Raw genomic sequence first — 16,137 nt, forward strand, 5'->3', positions numbered from 1 at the left:
GGTTGTCGATCCGGCAGATTGAACGATTGACTGGAATCAGTTTTGGTGTCGTCAGAAAGGCATGAAAAAGGGTCTTCAGTGAATAGCCCCAGATCACCAAAGGACACAAGAGAACCGTCCCCCTGATAACCCATTGTATTTTATCAGTTGTTGAGATACAATGAAAACACAGATCAAGCCTTAACCGTCCGCGGTGAGGCTATTTTCATTTTTTTCAGAAAAGTTATCCACACCATATAGTTAGACTTCCCCTCGATAAAAATATTTGTGGATAATTTCTATTTTATTCATTTATCTCTTTTCAGACATCACATCCTTTGCTATAATGATTTCAAGAAATGCTAATACACGTGCGTTTCCTGATAAAATATATATCTTCTCTTGTGAGTTGCCTGATCAATTCAAGTATTTCTAAACACAGTGGCGCACGTGACTTGATAATTCATCATTTATTACAAGGTAATATCTGTAAGTTCCTTGATTGCGATGATACAATCTTTAAAAGGAATAATGGAGGCGAAGCTATAGCTTTTGCTATATTTCATCCAGCGGTCAAACATATTGCTGTTTGATTCAATATCTGCAATGATATCATTCTTCAAATCGACGATGAATTCGGTTTCTCTATTCTTAACAGTATTTGCAAATGCTTCTTTTAGCACTGTATTGTCTAGACTATCTCGTAATATTTTATTAATGATAAAAAGATCGTAGAAATCTTTCATTCGTGTATTTGCTGTACCTCTTGTGAATACTGTCTCAAGTTTTTCTGCAATAACGGTTTCAATATTATATGATTTGATTTTAATTTCATCTCCAACCAAAAATGTCTTATAGGTTAGGTCGATTTCTTTTGGTGTGATTTTGTCGCCAGTTGATAAGTCTAAATGTAGAGATTGGTTGATTACCTCTTTATTACCTGTAAAATAGATACGATAACCCTGATATTCATTATCATCCATTATCTTTTCAATCTTCTTGAATATGAATTTACATCCATCATCATGAGGAATTTTTGCAATATCAGTAAATATTTTGATGCTAGTTTCTTCACTGAGCCTATATGATTTGATAGCTGTATCAATATCCATTGTACTACGTGTTGTAATGCCAAGAAGTGCCACCATTAACATACCGCCTTTGACTATGATGTGATCTTTTTTTTCATATTTAGATAGCCTTAGAAGGAACTGATCCATGAAATACAGTTGCATTAATACTTGAGGATCAATATTTTTATCTTTTGAAATATTTCTTATTCTTGCTTTGAGTGCTTCAGCATTCATATAAGTATCTCCAATCTACTTTGAATTTTATCTGCAACCCCCATTTTTTTAGCATAGAGCATAAGGACTGATAATTTTTTTTTATTATTAGTATAGTATTTTTGTATTGCTTTATTTGCAATCTCGATATCGATTGACTTATAATGTCGAATAACGTCACATATCGTTCTCTCAAGATTGTAAATTTTTATTGTGTTTCCGTAAATCGATTCCATTTCGGTTATTCCATAAAAAATTAATTCTGGCGTGCAGTATCTGATTTTTAAATTTTTATTATTTAGTCGGCTAGTACCAAAGTGCTGAGGGACTGTTATTGCAATTTTTTCAGGAATTCGTTCAGAGTATCCTAAATGATATAATGCACTTTCGTGGGAAATAATACATTTACTGTATTGCAGTTGTAATATATACTCTGTATCGATTTCAATTTTTTGGCTCGTATACAGCCCTTGCTGCAATCGGACAAGTATGCCATCATGGATAAGAATACGAATTAATGTATCAGATATACCAGAGTCTAGCAGTTCTTGCCTTGTATATATAGTTTTATCATTGTTTAGTAACATAATAGATTCATTTTTTTTCAATTTATCACCTAATCTGTGCGTAATATTTATTTTTTTAAGCACGGTTTATTATAACACGTTTAAAAAGAAATACAAACTGGTGCGTACGGGCACCTGACACCGGCTTAAACTTATTTGCTTCGCTTAAAACGGACAAGGCCGTGTCATGATCAGAAATTTCAACACCGTTTTTCTTTAACCGTTCAATTTGATCGTCATAAGTTAGGGGTGGTTTCAATCCCATACGATTTCCTCCAAATAAAAAGGGCCAGCATAAACGCCGGCCCTGGTCCCCGATATGTGGCTAATTTATTTAGTTACCCCCACACATGACAATTTTCTCTATGCACCCATCATCATCTCATAATGCTGTCCTTGATTCATCAGATCGAAGATCATCTTAAACGTTTCACGGCTCTGCCTAATATCAATACATTCATCGACATAATTGATGCCGTCGTTGAAGCCGAGCGCATTTGCATTGATGTAGGCGAGCATGGCCGCAGCCATTTGATATTGGGTAGTATCTTCTTTACCATTTGCATCAACAGAAATGAAATTATTTTTATTATCATTACTTAAAATGGTTTTGCGAAGAACGGCACCGTCATATCCGCACAATTGCAGAAAATAATATTCCAGGATTCGGCGGATCACGTTCATCAGTGGAATCGGTGAGTTGACCATTTTATATTCCTGCCACAAAGAAGCATAGGAGTTTTGGACCGGGTTATAATTGATCTGCTCGGTTTGAACATCCGGGTTCGTTTTAGCACAGAGACGAATTGACGATTTATTGTCGACTTTGCTGATCAGGTAGAAGTTGACATATAAATAGTGTTTCACTTTGTTGTAGGTGATTTCGCGGTGGAAATAGGTATTATGAGTGAGAATGAAAATCTGCTTGATAAATCTACCCTTCGCGACAGGATCACCGCCTACGGCATTGTTTTCACAGATTTCTATCATTTCACGGACTAAGGCACTGACGATGAACAAAGAACTACTGTCCATGCTGGAAACCGGGTCGTCGATGACCACAATGCGATCAAGTTGGCCACCGTCAGCGCTTTCACTGCCTTTGACAAGATGATAGAAGTAGAGGAAAGCAATGAAATTCCGCTCGCCTTCGCTGAGGTTTTCAGCAATAGATTCATCGGGGCGAATCACTTCATAAACATTAGGGGTGTCTTCTTTTTCCCTTAGGCTGAATCCCTGAAAGCCGGAATCTCGAAGCAAAGTATTAACATTATCAATGGTCGTAAGGGTGTTTACGATATTTTTGTTAAGTTCCGCAATTTCCTTACCAAGACTGACAACAGTTGCCTGGTGCTTTAAAATCTCTGCAGTAAGGGATTTGATTTCTATTTCCAGGGTGCGTTTACTAGCGGTATAGTGTGCAATTTCATCCTTAAGAATAAAGGCAATCAATTCCCACACAAAGGTTTTGCACTCCGCTTGCTTCTTTGGTTTTTCAGCAAAGACTGAGTTATTCTCATTGATTAGATTATTAAATCCAGTAATAATCTGAGAAATTTCCTGGAGCAGCGTGGTAGTGTTCTCAATTTCGACAACTTTTGAAGGATCAGATTTTTTTTCATCAATGAGTTGAATATTTGAGGCAATTAAACCTTTCAGGGCAGCCAGCTTATCATTGTAAACGGTAAGGTCAATTTCGGGGTATATTTCCTGAGGTATTGATTGCAAAGGTATAAATAGCGTGTTGGCTTCATTCCTGTATGCGGTGTGAAAATCAGAAACGGTTTTGATCGAGTCTTGATATTGTGTGTCAAAACAGGCCTTAATGTCCTCTTCAAAGCTATCTGGTAATTTTTGCTGACAATACGGGCACTTGTCGTTCGGAGGGGAATTAAAATTTTCATGGCCCTGTTGAACCCAGTTAGTCGCATTAATCGCTTTAACAAACTGGGCAAACGGTGTATCTGAACTACTTACAATAGATTCCGAAAGAATACGCCTTCCGGAAAGGTTATCAAGAATGGCTGGGTCTGCTATTGCATTAAACAAATTGTATTTTTTTGCATCCGCTGAATAGGTTGTATCATATAACCGTTTAAGAGTTTCCAGGTCGTGATCTTTCTTATTCTTTATTTCAAGTACTGCCTCAGCAAAAAGTTTCGCTTTCATTTTACCAGATAGTGCTTTTTTGAAAGTACTACGTAAATCGGAGGTTTTATCCCAACTGGATTTTTGAAAGTTAATAAAAACCTGCTCTAAATCAGCTTTTTTTTGGGTTTCATCTTCAATCGCTTTTTTGAAAGCGGCAGAGGATTTGATTTTTTCAGCAGTTTTATCCTCAACTTGTTGTTGAATAGAAAAGTTTATTTCATTAACCGTAAAAACTCCCGGCAAATTATGGTAATTCTGAAAGTTGGCATTTATGAAATCTTGGTTATATACTTGGACGGTATAATCAGATGCAGATTTACCAGGTTTCCAGCATACACCATTGTCAATTTTTATTGCTTTGCCAATAGTCGACTTTCCAGATCCGTTGTTGCCAAAGAAAAAATTTACAAGCGTGGGTTGAATCGAAACACAGCAACCTTTATAGGTTGTATCATTAAGTGAAAGCTCCGTAATTTCGGAAGGTATTTTTTCTCGCATAGCGTCCCCCTTATTGATTTATGCCCATTAGGCTGATATTGGCATCAGTTAGTTCCTCAATCAGGTTGATGCGTTTAATTGCCCAGTGGGTATCGTTCATTTCAGTTATCAGTTTATCCATATCTTTCATGCCAAGCTTGAAACCAATGTTGCTGATTTGTTGCATTGGTATTGGCCATACGAGTTGGCATTTGATTTTAATTCCATTATCCTGTTTATGGACATCATCAACAAAACCAAATATAGCTTGCTGCTCATCACCTGATTTGGCGTTGTAGTTATTTGCCTCTGGCATGAAGAGGGAGGGGAACGTTTTAATTTCTTCGATAGCTTCCGCTGAAAGAGATGCATATTGGTTTCGCAAATCTTCTGATGAGTAGCCACGAGAAAGTGATCTCTCACGTGAAATGACAAAGTGATTTTGTTCGAAGATTTCACCTCCGACAACGAAAAGATTATAGAAGTTTTGATTGATATTCCGAGATGTTGGTTTTAACATTCCGCTTGGTAGTTGCTGTATATAAGGGAAGTTTAAAATTATATGCTGTGTAATATTTTCTGCATGATCTATATGAACGTTTTTTTCACCGGTTTGATTTACCACAGCAGAAGGTGCATTAATGGTAGAGATGTTTTCTAATTCATTCTTCACTTATATTACTCCCGTCATATTTTTAGATTTTCCACATGGTCAATATGAATGTTATTCTCCCCGTATTGATTGACAACGGTGGGGTTAATAATCGTCTGATTGATAATTTTTGCCGAGGCAGTGTCGTCGCTTTCGTCGTCAAGCCCATCCCGGTCGGGCCTTGCAAAATCGCTTTGAGTCTGTTGCGTATCGGCAGCAGGCTCTTTTTCTTTGGGCAGATTAGTGACTGAAATATGATGTTCTACGGCTGGAATAAAGCCGTCGTCAAATGTACCCTCTGTATGTTGGACGCGATTTTGGTAAAAGGCATCATAAGTTGCTTTGCCGCCTTTGTTTATGGTGGGCCTGGTAATGAGATAATGGAGGACCCCCAGCAGGAAAGGCTGTAATTCAAAGTCCCGATAGTTAACGATTTCAGCTTTGGTCAGGGCCATGCCATTTTTAAAAAGGTAGAACAGATCAGAATCGGCGATTGACGCATCGTTCTTGATGACTGCCAGCAGTGATTTCACAAGCCAGGCCATGGACTCGGGATTTTCGAAGAAAAGACAGGCGTCGGTCAGCTCAATCATGCGATTAAGGACCGCAATGCAGCTGTTTTTAAAGCGATCATCAAAACCAAAAATAACCGGCTTTTGATCGAAGGGGATATTTTTACCCCCATTTATCAGACAATTCCGGTACTGGGAGACATCCTTTTTAAAACCACCTGCGTTTGAATCGGGCATCGTTCCGGTTACAACGTGGATCAAGTGTGCCATCAGGACCGGATCGGAAATGCCATCGTATTGATTATTGACCTTATCAGCAGCAGTACCCTGGCATTTTACCTGTAACAATAAGGTGAAAAAAATACCACCGCAAAGGTAAGGGACAGCGTCGTTAGCCATAGGCTCCCTCTTTTCTGTCATCCGTAAGTAAAGTAACCAAAGTAAGCGATAGTAACTATTGCAAGTAACTTAAGTAACGATACATTAATCCTTAGAGAAGAAAAATCTCTGAGGATTTTTATTTTATGGATTTTTGTTTTATTAAGAGAAAAAGTAGAAATGAATACATTTAAAAAACTATTATATCATAAAAATGTGAAAACATACGAAACGTCAAAAATTTACAGGCGATAATCCAAGCAGCCTTTTGACAAGTTAATTTTTGTCTTGAACGAAAAAATCCGGAGATTGAAGCTTCTCATAAAAAATGATCTCAAAGCCTGAGATGCGCATGAGGGCGGCGGGATACATCAAGAGTCTTTTACACAGCTTAGCTGTGGACAAGCGACTGATGTACCCACCGTGCTTTACGATGCCATTTTTCAGGTGTGGGAGCCGGTGCGTACCAGTGCATCGGCTCTTTTTGTATCCTTGCCGCCCCAACCATCCAGGGGAAAGGCAAGGAAACTTTAATGAGAAAGTATAAGACCACAGAAAAGAATCGGACGAGCTACACTTATTTTTCAATTGATGGATCAAAAATCAAAATTATGTCAGATGAAGAAGGCGTAAGCAACACTGTGATTGCTGCCCTTCATGCGTTCGATGATCAGGAAGTCGATGCCAAACGCAGAGAAGACTACCATGCTCCAGTCCATCTCGAATCCTACCAAACTGCAAGTGATGCAGACGCCAGCGACCGCAATCCCTATCTGATTGACCCGGAACCCAACCCGCTGGAGTGCCTGATTGCGTCGCTTGACGCCGATGCGCACGCGGATCGCTTGGCAAGACTAAGAGCAGCCACCGACAGTCTGCCGCCGCAGCAGAAAGCGTTAATCCAAAAAGTGTTTGATCAAGGACGCACCTACGTGGATATCGCCGCCGAGGAGGGGGTTACTGAGGCAGCGATTCGAAATCGACTAAAAAAGATCTTTAATAAGCTAAGAAAGAAAATCTAAGACAGAAAATCTGAATAAAAGAAAATCTAAAAAAGGGGGGTTCGAATCCCCCCGGATTTTCGCATATGGACAGAGGAATGAAAACATTCCCGGAAAGGAGCGACAAAATAATGCGTGTAAAACACAAGGTGTCAATTCGTATTGCCCAAGCCGACGGCAGAACATCTTCGGTTATTAAAAGCGGGTCCATGTCGATTCGCAACAAATTGCTGAAATTTTTGTTTGGCGAAAAAGTAAATGTGCTGGTACTCACCCCCGGAGACTCGGTTGAAACGGTGGAAATCCATCAGATGGGAGGTAAAGGCCATGAGTCGAACAAAACGACTGCTTGACGTCATTGCTGATGTCCGGTCCCTGGCTGACAGCCTGCAGGCGGTTGCTGATGGGCTGTTTACAAATGACCCGGTTGCCGGGGCAGGTCCAGCTGTATTGGCGGCAGAACCGATCGCTGCCAGGCTTGAAAAAACGCCAGAAATCAAACTGGAAGATGTGCGGGCGGTGCTCGCCAATAAGTCCCGGATGGGCCATACCGCAGCGGTAAGAGAATTGCTGACGAAGTACGGGGCAGCGAAGCTGTCGGAGATTGATCCGCAAAAATATCCGGCGCTGCTAAAAGATGCGGAGTTGCTGGGATGAAAACGCAGCAAGCGATTAAGGATAGCGGCACACCGCCAGCCGACCGGAGCCATGCCTTATTATCGGCATCATCTAGCCATCGCTGGATCCGCTGTCCACCATCGGCCCGGCTCTGTGAAAATTTCGCAGAGTCGGGCAGTGACTACGCCAAACAGGGCAGTGAAGCCCATCGCCTGTGCCAGTATAAACTGGAAGCGATGCTGGGCATTAAAACAACGGATCCCAGGGCTGAGCTTGCTTTTTACGATGCGGAAATGGAAAACTGTGCCGAAAATTATGCCCTCTATGTGATCGAGCAGGTGGCCAAAGCCAAAGAAACCTGCGCCGATCCGGTGGTCTTAATTGAACAGCAACTGGATTTTGGCCGCTGGGTCGAGTCCGGCTTTGGCACGGGCGACTGTGTCATTATTGCCGACGGGGCCTTATCCGTGATTGACTATAAGCATGGCAAAGGCATCCTGGTGGCAGCCGAGAACAACCCACAGATGCGGCTTTATGCCCTGGGGGCGGTCGACTTATTTGATGGTATTTTTGATTTTGACACCATCACGATGACCATTTACCAGCCCCGACGGGAAAACATCAGCACCGATACGTTATCGAAAGCCGAACTGCTGCTATGGGCCGACGATGTGCTGGTTCCCGCCGCCCGACTGGCTGCTGCCGGTGACGGGGACTTTGAAGCGGGAGAACACTGCACTTTCTGTCAGGCCAAAGCGACCTGCCGAAAACGGGCCGAAGAAAATCTTGCGCTGGCCGCTTATGATTTTGCCCCACCGGCCACCCTGGCCGATGAAGAAATTGAAGCGATTCTGCTCAAAGTGGATGATCTGCTGTCCTGGGCATCGGACATCAAGGTTTACGCCCTAAAAGGCGCCCTTTGTGGTAAAGCGTGGGCGGGCTGGAAACTGGTTGAAGGCCGGGCCAACCGCAGGTATCGCGATGAAAAAGCCGTCGCGGCGGCGGTTATTGCCACTGGCGTTAACCCCTATGAACAGAAACTGCTGGGGATCACCGCCATGACAGCCGCGCTTGGCAAGAAGCAATTTGAAGAAGTCCTCGGTCAGCTGATCTGCCGACCCCAGGGCAAACCAACACTGGTGCCGGAGCGTGACAAGCGACCGGTAATGAACACCGTCAAAAATGATTTTATCGAATAGGTAATTACGAAACTGCCGTGAGCTTTGGGCCCAGTTTCGCACGAAACAATTTCTACACTGTACGGCGGACAGTTCGATGAACTGTTCGCCTACACGTTACGAAATCGTTTGTGGAAACTGCACCCAAAGCAATTATTGTTCGGCGTTTTTTAATTTCGCAAATGCCTAATTTTATCGAAGAATAGGAGAAAACTGATGTCAAATGTAAAAAATGCAAATCCCATGAAGGTCATCACCGGACCTGAAACCCGCTGGAGCTATGCCAATGTCTGGGAGCCAAAATCCATTAATGGCGGCACCCCGAAGTACAGTGTCAGCCTGATCATTCCGAAGTCAGACACAAATACCGTGTCAAAAATCACAGCGGCGATTGAAGCCGCTTATCAGGAAGGCGAGTCTAAACTGAAGGGTACGGGGAAAAGCGTTCCGGCGTTATCCGTTCTCAAGACACCACTTCGCGACGGCGACACCGAAAGGCCCGATGATCCCGCCTATGAAAACTGCTATTTCCTCAATGCCAACAGTAACACCGCTCCCGGCATCGTGGACGGCAATCGCCAGGAAATCAGCGACCGATCGGAAGTCTATAGTGGCGTTTATGGTCGGGCCAGTATTAACTTTTATGCCTTTAATACCAACGGTAATAAAGGCATTGCCTGCCATTTAAACAACCTGCAGAAGATTAAAGATGGGGAAAATCTGGGCGGAAAAGCCCGGGCTGAGGACGATTTCGCAGACGAGGATGACTTTCTGGCTTAAAACGGACAAACAAAAAAAGAAAAAACATCACCGGGCGGCAGGGAATCATCCCCGCCGCCTTTGTTTATAGGTAATTGCGAAACTGCCGTGAGCTCTGGGCCCAGTTTCGCACGAAACAATTTCTACACTGTACGGCGGACAGGCTATCGCCTGTTCGCCTACACGTTACGAAATTGTTTGTGGAAACTGCACCCAGAGCAACCATTGTTCGACGTTTTTTAATTTTGTAAATGCCTAGCCTTTGTTTATAAAAGTTTGTTTGTATGAGTATTTTTATATCAGAACGGAGATTAAAAATGAAAAATTTATCAATTGATATCGAGACCTACTCCGATGTGGACTTGTCAAAAGCGGGGGTCTACAAATATTCAGAGTCGCCCAATTTTGACATTTTGCTTTTTGGCTATGCGGTGGATGGCGGTGAGGTGCAGGTGGTTGATCTGGCCAGTGGTGAAGCGATCCCCGCGGCAGTGATGGCCGCGCTGGTGGATGATACCGTGATCAAATGGGCCTTTAACAGTCAGTTTGAGCGGGTCTGCCTGTCTCAGTGGCTGAGACGAAATTATCCCCAGGATTTTTGCCGTTACAGGATCGCCGCCGATACCGTCAGGGCTTATCTGGACCCCTCAGCCTGGCGGTGTTCGATGGTCTGGTCCGCCTATATGGGGCTGCCGCTGTCGCTGGAAGGGGTGGGGGCGGTGCTGGGCCTGGCAGATCAGAAGCTAAAGCAAGGAAAAGAGCTGATCCGGTATTTCTGCAGGCCGTGTAAAAGCACCACCGCCAATGGTGGCCGTATCCGCAATATGCCGGAGCATGACAGCGAAAAATGGGAACGCTTTAAAAAATATAATCGGCGGGACGTTCAGGTGGAGATGGCCATCCAGCAAAAACTGGCCAAGACCCCGGTGCCTGATTTTGTCTGGGATGAGTATCAGCTAGACCAGGAAATCAATGACCGGGGCATCGCCCTGGATATGACCTTTGTCAAACAGGCGCTGGCCATTGATCAGCTTTCCCGGGCAGAACTGATCACCCAGATGCAGGCCCTGACCCATCTGGATAACCCCAATTCAGTCCTGCAGATGAAAAATTGGCTGGCCGATAACGGGCTGGAAACAGATACGCTCGGGAAAAAAGCGGTGGCGGAAATGCTAAAAACAGCTCCGGATCAGTTGGCCGCGGTGCTTTCGCTGCGCCAGCAACTGGCTAAATCCTCGGTCAAAAAATATCAGGCCATGGACCATGCGGTGTGTCAGGATGGCCGGGTTCGCGGCACCTTTCAATTCTATGGCGCTAACCGGACGGGACGATGGGCGGGCCGCCTGATCCAGCTGCAGAATCTGCCCCAGAACCACATCCCCGATTTGGAACCGGCACGCGCCCTGGTCCGAAGCGGAAATGCGGATGCGCTTTCAATGCTTTATCATTCCGTGCCGGAAGTCCTATCCGAACTGATCCGGACGGCCTTTGTCCCACGCGATGGCATGAAATTTATTGTGGCCGATTTCTCAGCGATTGAAGCGCGAGTGCTATCCTGGCTGGCGGGTGAAAGCTGGCGGATGGATGTTTTTGCAGATAACGGGGACCTCTATTGTGCAACCGCAGCAAAAATGTTTCACTGCCAGGTAGTCAAACACGGTGAGAACGCAGCGCTCCGCCAGAAAGGCAAGCAATGCGAACTCAGCTGTGGCTATGGCGGATCAGTCGGCGCGCTAAAGGCCATGGGCGCCCTGGAATCGGGGATGGCTGAAGAGGAGCTGCAGCCGCTGGTAAATGCCTGGCGTTTGGCCAATCCCAAGATCGTCCGTTTCTGGTGGGCGGTGGATCGGGCGGTAAAAGAATGCATCAAACAAAAAATTCCCACGGAGACCCATGGTCTTTACTTTTCTTATCAGCGTGGTTTTTTGCTGATCACCCTTCCTTCCGGCCGAAAACTGGCTTATGTAAAACCGCGGATTGGTGAGAACCGCTTTGGCGGTGAGTCGGTGACCTATGAAGGGGTGGGGTCCACCAAGAAATGGCAGCGGATTGAGAGTTACGGGCCAAAGTTCGTTGAGAATATCGTTCAGGCCATCAGCCGGGATATTCTGGCTGAAGCGATGACCAGACTCCGGACCTGTTTGATTGTGGCTCATGTCCATGATGAAATAATCATTGAGGCGGATATGCGGATGTCTGTTTCCGCTGTCTGTGCGCAAATGGCCAGAACGCCGACCTGGGCGAAGGGACTGCTGCTTGATGCCGAGGGCTATGCATGCCGTTTTTATAAAAAAGATTAATAATTCTTAATGCTGGGGGTTCGATTGATGCGGATTCTTGGCTTATCGGCAGAGGTGATGATACCACTGTCGATTACCGATGCGTTGGGTAATTCTCACAGGGGCGTTTTTTATGGCCCTGGTGATGGCAGAAAATTTAGGAGGAGCTAATATTATGAACCAAAAGATAAAAATCGCCGTTTGCAACCGCAAGACTGACAAAAAATATCACAATCAGGAACCGGACTGGGACGACATCGTTGGCAGAAATCGGACGCCAATCCGCACGTCCGAAACGGTTGAAGAATATCCAAAACTGCCGAAAAAGCAGCGTGATGAATTAAAGGATCATGGCGGTTTTGTCGGTGGCTGGTTAAAAGGTGGGTCTCGAAAAAATGGCAATGTTATCAGCCGGATGGTTGGCATGCTCGATGCTGACAGTATTTTAGACAGTACCGAATTTTTACAGAGCACGCGGGCAGCGCTGACCGGAGTGACTTATTTTATTTACTCCACCCATAGCCATACCCGGGAAGCCCCAAGATACCGGGTGGTTATCCTTTTCTCCCGGGATGTCAGCGAAGATGAATACCCGGCATTGATGCGAATGGTGGCAAAACAAATTGGGATGGATTATTTTGATGATTCCACCTACCAGGCAAACCGGATGATGTTCTGGGCTTCTTGTCCGGTCAATGGGGATTTTGTATTTGAAGAAAATAGGGGAGAAGCACTTGATACCGATAAATATCTATCCATGTATCAAGACTGGCGTGACGTAACGCAATGGCCGACCTCAAACAGACAATCGGAGGTTATCAGTCGAACATTAAAATCCCAGGCTGATCCGCTTGAAAAAGTTGGCATCGTGGGTGTGTTCTGTCGGGCTTATTCAATCAGCAATGCCATTGCCGAATTTCTACCAACTGTCTATGAGCCATCTGTGACGGCAGACCGATATGATTACATTCCCGCTGACAGCAGTGCCGGGGTAATTATTTATGACGATAAATTTGCTTATTCATTTCACACCTCCGATCCAGCCTGCGAAAAACTGCTGAATGCCTTTGATCTGGTGCGCATCCACCAATTCAGTGATACTGATGATCAGAAATCATTCCAGGCCATGGCTGATTTTGCCAGTCAGAATGAAAAAGTAAAACGACTGCTGCTGTCGGAACGGCAGGCCAGGGCGGTCAGCGATTTTGTCGATGGCGACGACGATTCATGGGAGCAACAGCTGGAATATGAACCGCGTTCCACAGTTTTGAAAAACTCGCTCAGAAATCTGACCCTGATCCTCAAAAATGATCAAAATTTGAAAGGTATTGTCTTTAACCAGCAGTTGGATGGCATGGAAATCAGGGATCAGGTGCCCTGGCAGCACCCATCAAAATACTGGCGGGATGCCGATGATGCGCAGTTGATCAGCTATGTGGATGCTCATTATGGCACTTTCTCGGCCCGGAATTATCAGATTGCGGTCGCCAAGGTAACGGATGACCGCTCCTATCATCCCATCCGTGAGTTCCTTGAGGCCCTGCCCGAATGGGATCAGGTTCAGAGACTGGATACCATTCTGATCGATTATCTGGGCGCCGAGGATAATGATTACGTCCGGGCCGTTAGCCGAAAAACCCTGTGTGCGGCCGTCATGCGGGTATTAAACCCAGGCTGCAAGTTTGATTCGATGCTGGTCCTTAACGGTCCCCAGGGCGTTGGCAAAAGTACCCTGATCTCCAGACTGGCCGGGGAATGGTTCTCGGACAGTTTAAATCTTGGCGATACCAGGGATAAGACCGCGGCTGAGAAACTGCAGGGCTATTGGCTGCTGGAAATTGGCGAACTGGCCGGGCTGCGAAAAGCCGAGGTCGAAACGCTGCGATCCTTTCTGTCACGCCAGAATGATATTTATCGCGCCGCCTTTGGCAAACGGGCAACGCCGCATCAGCGCCAATGTATCTTTTTTGGGACGACCAATGCCGAGTCCGGATATCTGCGGGATACGACCGGGAACCGTCGTTTCTGGCCGGTCAAAACACCGGGCAGCAGCAGTCAGTATTCCTGGGAAATCGCCGATCAAACGGTCAGGCAGATTTGGGCCGAAGCCCTGGTCTACGTGAAGGCCGGAGAACCCTTGTATCTCGATGCCAGGGTCAACCAACTGGCCAAGATGGAACAACGTGAGGCAATGGAGGCCGACGAACGTGAAGGCCTTGTTCGTGATTACCTGGATACCCTGCTGCCGGACAACTGGGAAAGCATGGATCTATTCGAACGGCGGAATTATCTAAACGGGACGGGTTTTGCTGACATCGGATTAAAAGGCCATGTCAAGCGGGCTGCGGTCTGCAACATGGAAATCTGGTGTGAGTGTTTTGGAAAAGAGCGGGCAAACCTAAAGCGCATGGATTCCAATGAACTGGCGAGTATTCTGATCAAGCTGGACTGGCAGCGGCTGCCGAATAAAGTGAGAACCGACCTTTATGGCCCCCAGTATATTTTCGTTCCCAAAGGTTGTTCCTAGTTTGTTCCGTTCCCATGGGGCTGTTCCAGTCCATCTGATCAGTTCCGTAAATGGGTAGCAGGAACCGTTGCGGGAACAGTCCCGGGGCGGGGGCGGTAACCAACTTTAACCGCGGTGTACCGGTGTTCCTGATATTTTTCTAAAAATGGAAAGGTTTAATAATCAGCAGTAATTACGGTAAAGCGCACAGATACGCGCGTATAGGGATTTTTAGTTTCTAAGAACATGGCGGAAATTAAATTGTTTTTATATTGATTCGGTAGAAAGGACAGGGAATGGATGCGGGAAAAAACAATCGCAGGAAAACTGCTAGTAGCGGTAAAAAAGATGGGAGGTGATGCCAGATGAAGTTCATCCCACATGATTATCAAAAATATGCCATTGAATATGTTGAAAACCATGAAATGACAGCCCTGCTGTTGGATATGGGCTTGGGTTGACAAAACCGTTATTACCCTGACAGCCGTTAATCATCTTTTATTTGACAGCTTTGACGTTCATAAAGTTCTGGTCATTGCCCCGCTGCGGGTAGCCAGAAATACCTGGTCATCCGAAATAAAGAAATGGGAGCATCTTCATGGCCTGATCGCATCGGTGGCGGTGGGAACGGCCGCGGAGCGCAAAGCCGCCTTATCCAAACCGGCGGATATTTATCTGATCAACCGGGAGAATGTGCAGTGGTTAATTGAAAAGAGTGGTATCCCCTTTGATTTTGAGATGGTGGTCATCGATGAACTGTCGTCGTTTAAGAATCACCAGTCAAAGCGGTTTCGCGCGCTTTTAAAAGCCAGGCCGAAAGTTAAACGGGTGGTTGGCCTAACCGGAACGCCAAGTGCTAACGGCCTGATGGATTTATGGGCCGAGTTTAGACTGCTTGACCTGGGCGAGCGGCTGGGCCGGTTCATTGGCCAGTACCGCACCCGCTATTTTAAGCCGGACAAACGCAATGGCCAGGTCATTTTTTCTTATAAACCGCTACCCGGCGCCGAAGCAGCGATCTATGCCCGCATTGCCGATATGACCATCGCCATGAAAGCGACGGATCACTTGCAAATGCCAGCACTGCTTTCATCTCAATATGAAGTGCAGCTCTCTGATTCTGAAAAAGAACGCTATCAGGAATTGAAGCGTGATCTGGTGCTGCAAACACCCGATGGTGATATTACCGCCGCCAATGCCGCTGCTCTTTCCGGGAAGCTCTGCCAGCTGGCCAATGGCGCCATTTATTCTGATAACGGCGACACCATTGAATGCCACAACCGGAAGCTGGACGCTTTGGAGGATTTAATTGAAGCCGCCAATGCAAAGCCGGTACTGGTGGCCTACTGGTTTCGGCATGACCTGCAGCGGATTAAAAAGCGTTTCACTGTCAGAGCGATCAAATCCAGCCAGGACATCGCGGATTGGAACGCCGGGAAAATTCCGGTCGCCGTGATTCACCCGGCTTCAGCCGGCCACGGCCTGAACCTGCAGTCTGGTGGATCAACCCTGATCTGGTTTGGGCTGACCTGGTCGCTTGAGTTGTATCAGCAAACCAACGCCCGCCTATGGCGTCAGGGACAAAGCAGCCAAACCGTGATCATCATCCACCTGATCACAACCGGCACCATTGACGAGCAGATCTTAACAGCCCTGTCTGAAAAGAAGCTGACCCAGCAATCACTGATTGATGCCGTGAAAGCTGATCTGAAAAGCGGCGACAATCAATGATAATCTGAGGAAACTGTTAGGTAATTGCGAAATTAAAAGGCATCGAACAATGGCTGCTCTGGGT

Annotated in this window: 13 protein-coding genes and 1 pseudogene; 8 read left to right on the plus strand and 6 right to left on the minus strand. The window is 45.7% G+C overall.

The features are described 5' to 3' along the window. Window positions 1-452: 452 nt before the first annotated feature. The 6 genes from GH808_RS07450 to GH808_RS07475 form a co-directional block, all read right to left on the minus strand. Window positions 453-1,286, minus strand: a complete 834-nt coding sequence (locus tag GH808_RS07450; protein WP_186842157.1) for a nucleotidyl transferase AbiEii/AbiGii toxin family protein — start codon at window positions 1,284-1,286, stop codon at window positions 453-455. Beyond that, a complete protein-coding gene (locus GH808_RS07455; RefSeq protein ID WP_186842158.1) occupies window positions 1,283-1,873 on the minus strand; it encodes a type IV toxin-antitoxin system AbiEi family antitoxin domain-containing protein in 591 nt (196 codons plus the stop codon). The genes GH808_RS07450 and GH808_RS07455 overlap by 4 nt, the downstream gene beginning before the upstream one ends. Window positions 1,874-1,907: 34 nt before the next feature. After that, complete coding sequence (locus GH808_RS07460; RefSeq protein WP_186842159.1) at window positions 1,908-2,096, minus strand: hypothetical protein; 189 nt, start codon at window positions 2,094-2,096, stop codon at window positions 1,908-1,910. A gap of 98 nt (window positions 2,097-2,194) precedes the next feature. Next, on the minus strand, window positions 2,195-4,480 hold the full coding sequence (locus tag GH808_RS07465) for an AAA family ATPase (protein WP_186842160.1): 2,286 nt from the start codon (window positions 4,478-4,480) through the stop codon (window positions 2,195-2,197). Between the two features lie 10 nt (window positions 4,481-4,490). After that, complete coding sequence (locus GH808_RS07470; protein WP_186842161.1) at window positions 4,491-5,132, minus strand: hypothetical protein; 642 nt, start codon at window positions 5,130-5,132, stop codon at window positions 4,491-4,493. 14 nt (window positions 5,133-5,146) lie between these two features. Next, on the minus strand, window positions 5,147-6,022 hold the full coding sequence (locus GH808_RS07475; RefSeq protein ID WP_186842162.1) for a hypothetical protein: 876 nt from the start codon (window positions 6,020-6,022) through the stop codon (window positions 5,147-5,149). A 512-nt stretch (window positions 6,023-6,534) separates the two neighbouring features. On the opposite strand from GH808_RS07475, the gene GH808_RS07480 reads away from it, so the two are divergent. From GH808_RS07480 to GH808_RS07515, 8 genes and pseudogenes are all read left to right on the plus strand, one after another. Next, on the plus strand, window positions 6,535-7,023 hold the full coding sequence (locus GH808_RS07480; protein WP_186842163.1) for an RNA polymerase sigma factor: 489 nt from the start codon (window positions 6,535-6,537) through the stop codon (window positions 7,021-7,023). Window positions 7,024-7,133: 110 nt separating this feature from the next. After that, complete coding sequence (locus GH808_RS07485) at window positions 7,134-7,355, plus strand: hypothetical protein (RefSeq protein WP_186842164.1); 222 nt, start codon at window positions 7,134-7,136, stop codon at window positions 7,353-7,355. Continuing rightward, a complete protein-coding gene (locus GH808_RS07490; protein WP_186842165.1) occupies window positions 7,330-7,659 on the plus strand; it encodes an rRNA biogenesis protein rrp5 in 330 nt (109 codons plus the stop codon). The genes GH808_RS07485 and GH808_RS07490 overlap by 26 nt, the downstream gene beginning before the upstream one ends. Further along, the gene (locus GH808_RS07495) at window positions 7,656-8,819 is read left to right on the plus strand and encodes a DUF2800 domain-containing protein (protein ID WP_186842166.1); all 1,164 of its coding nucleotides are present in this window, start codon (window positions 7,656-7,658) and stop codon (window positions 8,817-8,819) included. The genes GH808_RS07490 and GH808_RS07495 overlap by 4 nt, the downstream gene beginning before the upstream one ends. 195 nt (window positions 8,820-9,014) lie before the next feature. Next, entirely contained in the window at window positions 9,015-9,578 is a 564-nt protein-coding gene (locus GH808_RS07500; RefSeq protein ID WP_338000870.1) for a DUF2815 family protein, read from the plus strand. A gap of 296 nt (window positions 9,579-9,874) precedes the next feature. Then, on the plus strand, window positions 9,875-11,857 hold the full coding sequence (locus GH808_RS07505; protein ID WP_186842167.1) for a DNA polymerase: 1,983 nt from the start codon (window positions 9,875-9,877) through the stop codon (window positions 11,855-11,857). 154 nt (window positions 11,858-12,011) lie between these two features. Beyond that, the gene (locus tag GH808_RS07510) at window positions 12,012-14,363 is read left to right on the plus strand and encodes a virulence-associated E family protein (RefSeq protein WP_207722282.1); all 2,352 of its coding nucleotides are present in this window, start codon (window positions 12,012-12,014) and stop codon (window positions 14,361-14,363) included. A 344-nt stretch (window positions 14,364-14,707) separates the two neighbouring features. After that, window positions 14,708-16,073 (plus strand): annotated as a pseudogene (locus GH808_RS07515) (SNF2-related protein). Window positions 16,074-16,137: the final 64 nt, after the last annotated feature.

It is taken from the genome of Acetobacterium fimetarium (assembly GCF_014284475.1).
GTDB classification, from domain to species: domain Bacteria; phylum Bacillota; class Clostridia; order Eubacteriales; family Eubacteriaceae; genus Acetobacterium; species Acetobacterium fimetarium.

Bases quoted from the DNA above. Each gene is read 5' to 3' on its own strand.
- GH808_RS07500 (WP_338000870.1), top strand. From the start codon at position 9,015: ATGTCAAATGTAAAAAATGCAAATCCCATGAAGGTCATCACCGGACCT.
- GH808_RS07450 (WP_186842157.1), bottom strand. From the start codon at position 1,286: ATGAATGCTGAAGCACTCAAAGCAAGAATAAGAAATATTTCAAAAGAT.
- GH808_RS07495 (WP_186842166.1), top strand. From the start codon at position 7,656: ATGAAAACGCAGCAAGCGATTAAGGATAGCGGCACACCGCCAGCCGAC.
- GH808_RS07510 (WP_207722282.1), top strand. From the start codon at position 12,012: ATGAACCAAAAGATAAAAATCGCCGTTTGCAACCGCAAGACTGACAAA.
- GH808_RS07480 (WP_186842163.1), top strand. From the start codon at position 6,535: ATGAGAAAGTATAAGACCACAGAAAAGAATCGGACGAGCTACACTTAT.
- GH808_RS07460 (WP_186842159.1), bottom strand. From the start codon at position 2,096: ATGGGATTGAAACCACCCCTAACTTATGACGATCAAATTGAACGGTTA.
- GH808_RS07475 (WP_186842162.1), bottom strand. From the start codon at position 6,022: ATGGCTAACGACGCTGTCCCTTACCTTTGCGGTGGTATTTTTTTCACC.
- GH808_RS07485 (WP_186842164.1), top strand. From the start codon at position 7,134: ATGCGTGTAAAACACAAGGTGTCAATTCGTATTGCCCAAGCCGACGGC.
- GH808_RS07465 (WP_186842160.1), bottom strand. From the start codon at position 4,480: ATGCGAGAAAAAATACCTTCCGAAATTACGGAGCTTTCACTTAATGAT.
- GH808_RS07505 (WP_186842167.1), top strand. From the start codon at position 9,875: ATGAAAAATTTATCAATTGATATCGAGACCTACTCCGATGTGGACTTG.
- GH808_RS07490 (WP_186842165.1), top strand. From the start codon at position 7,330: ATGAGTCGAACAAAACGACTGCTTGACGTCATTGCTGATGTCCGGTCC.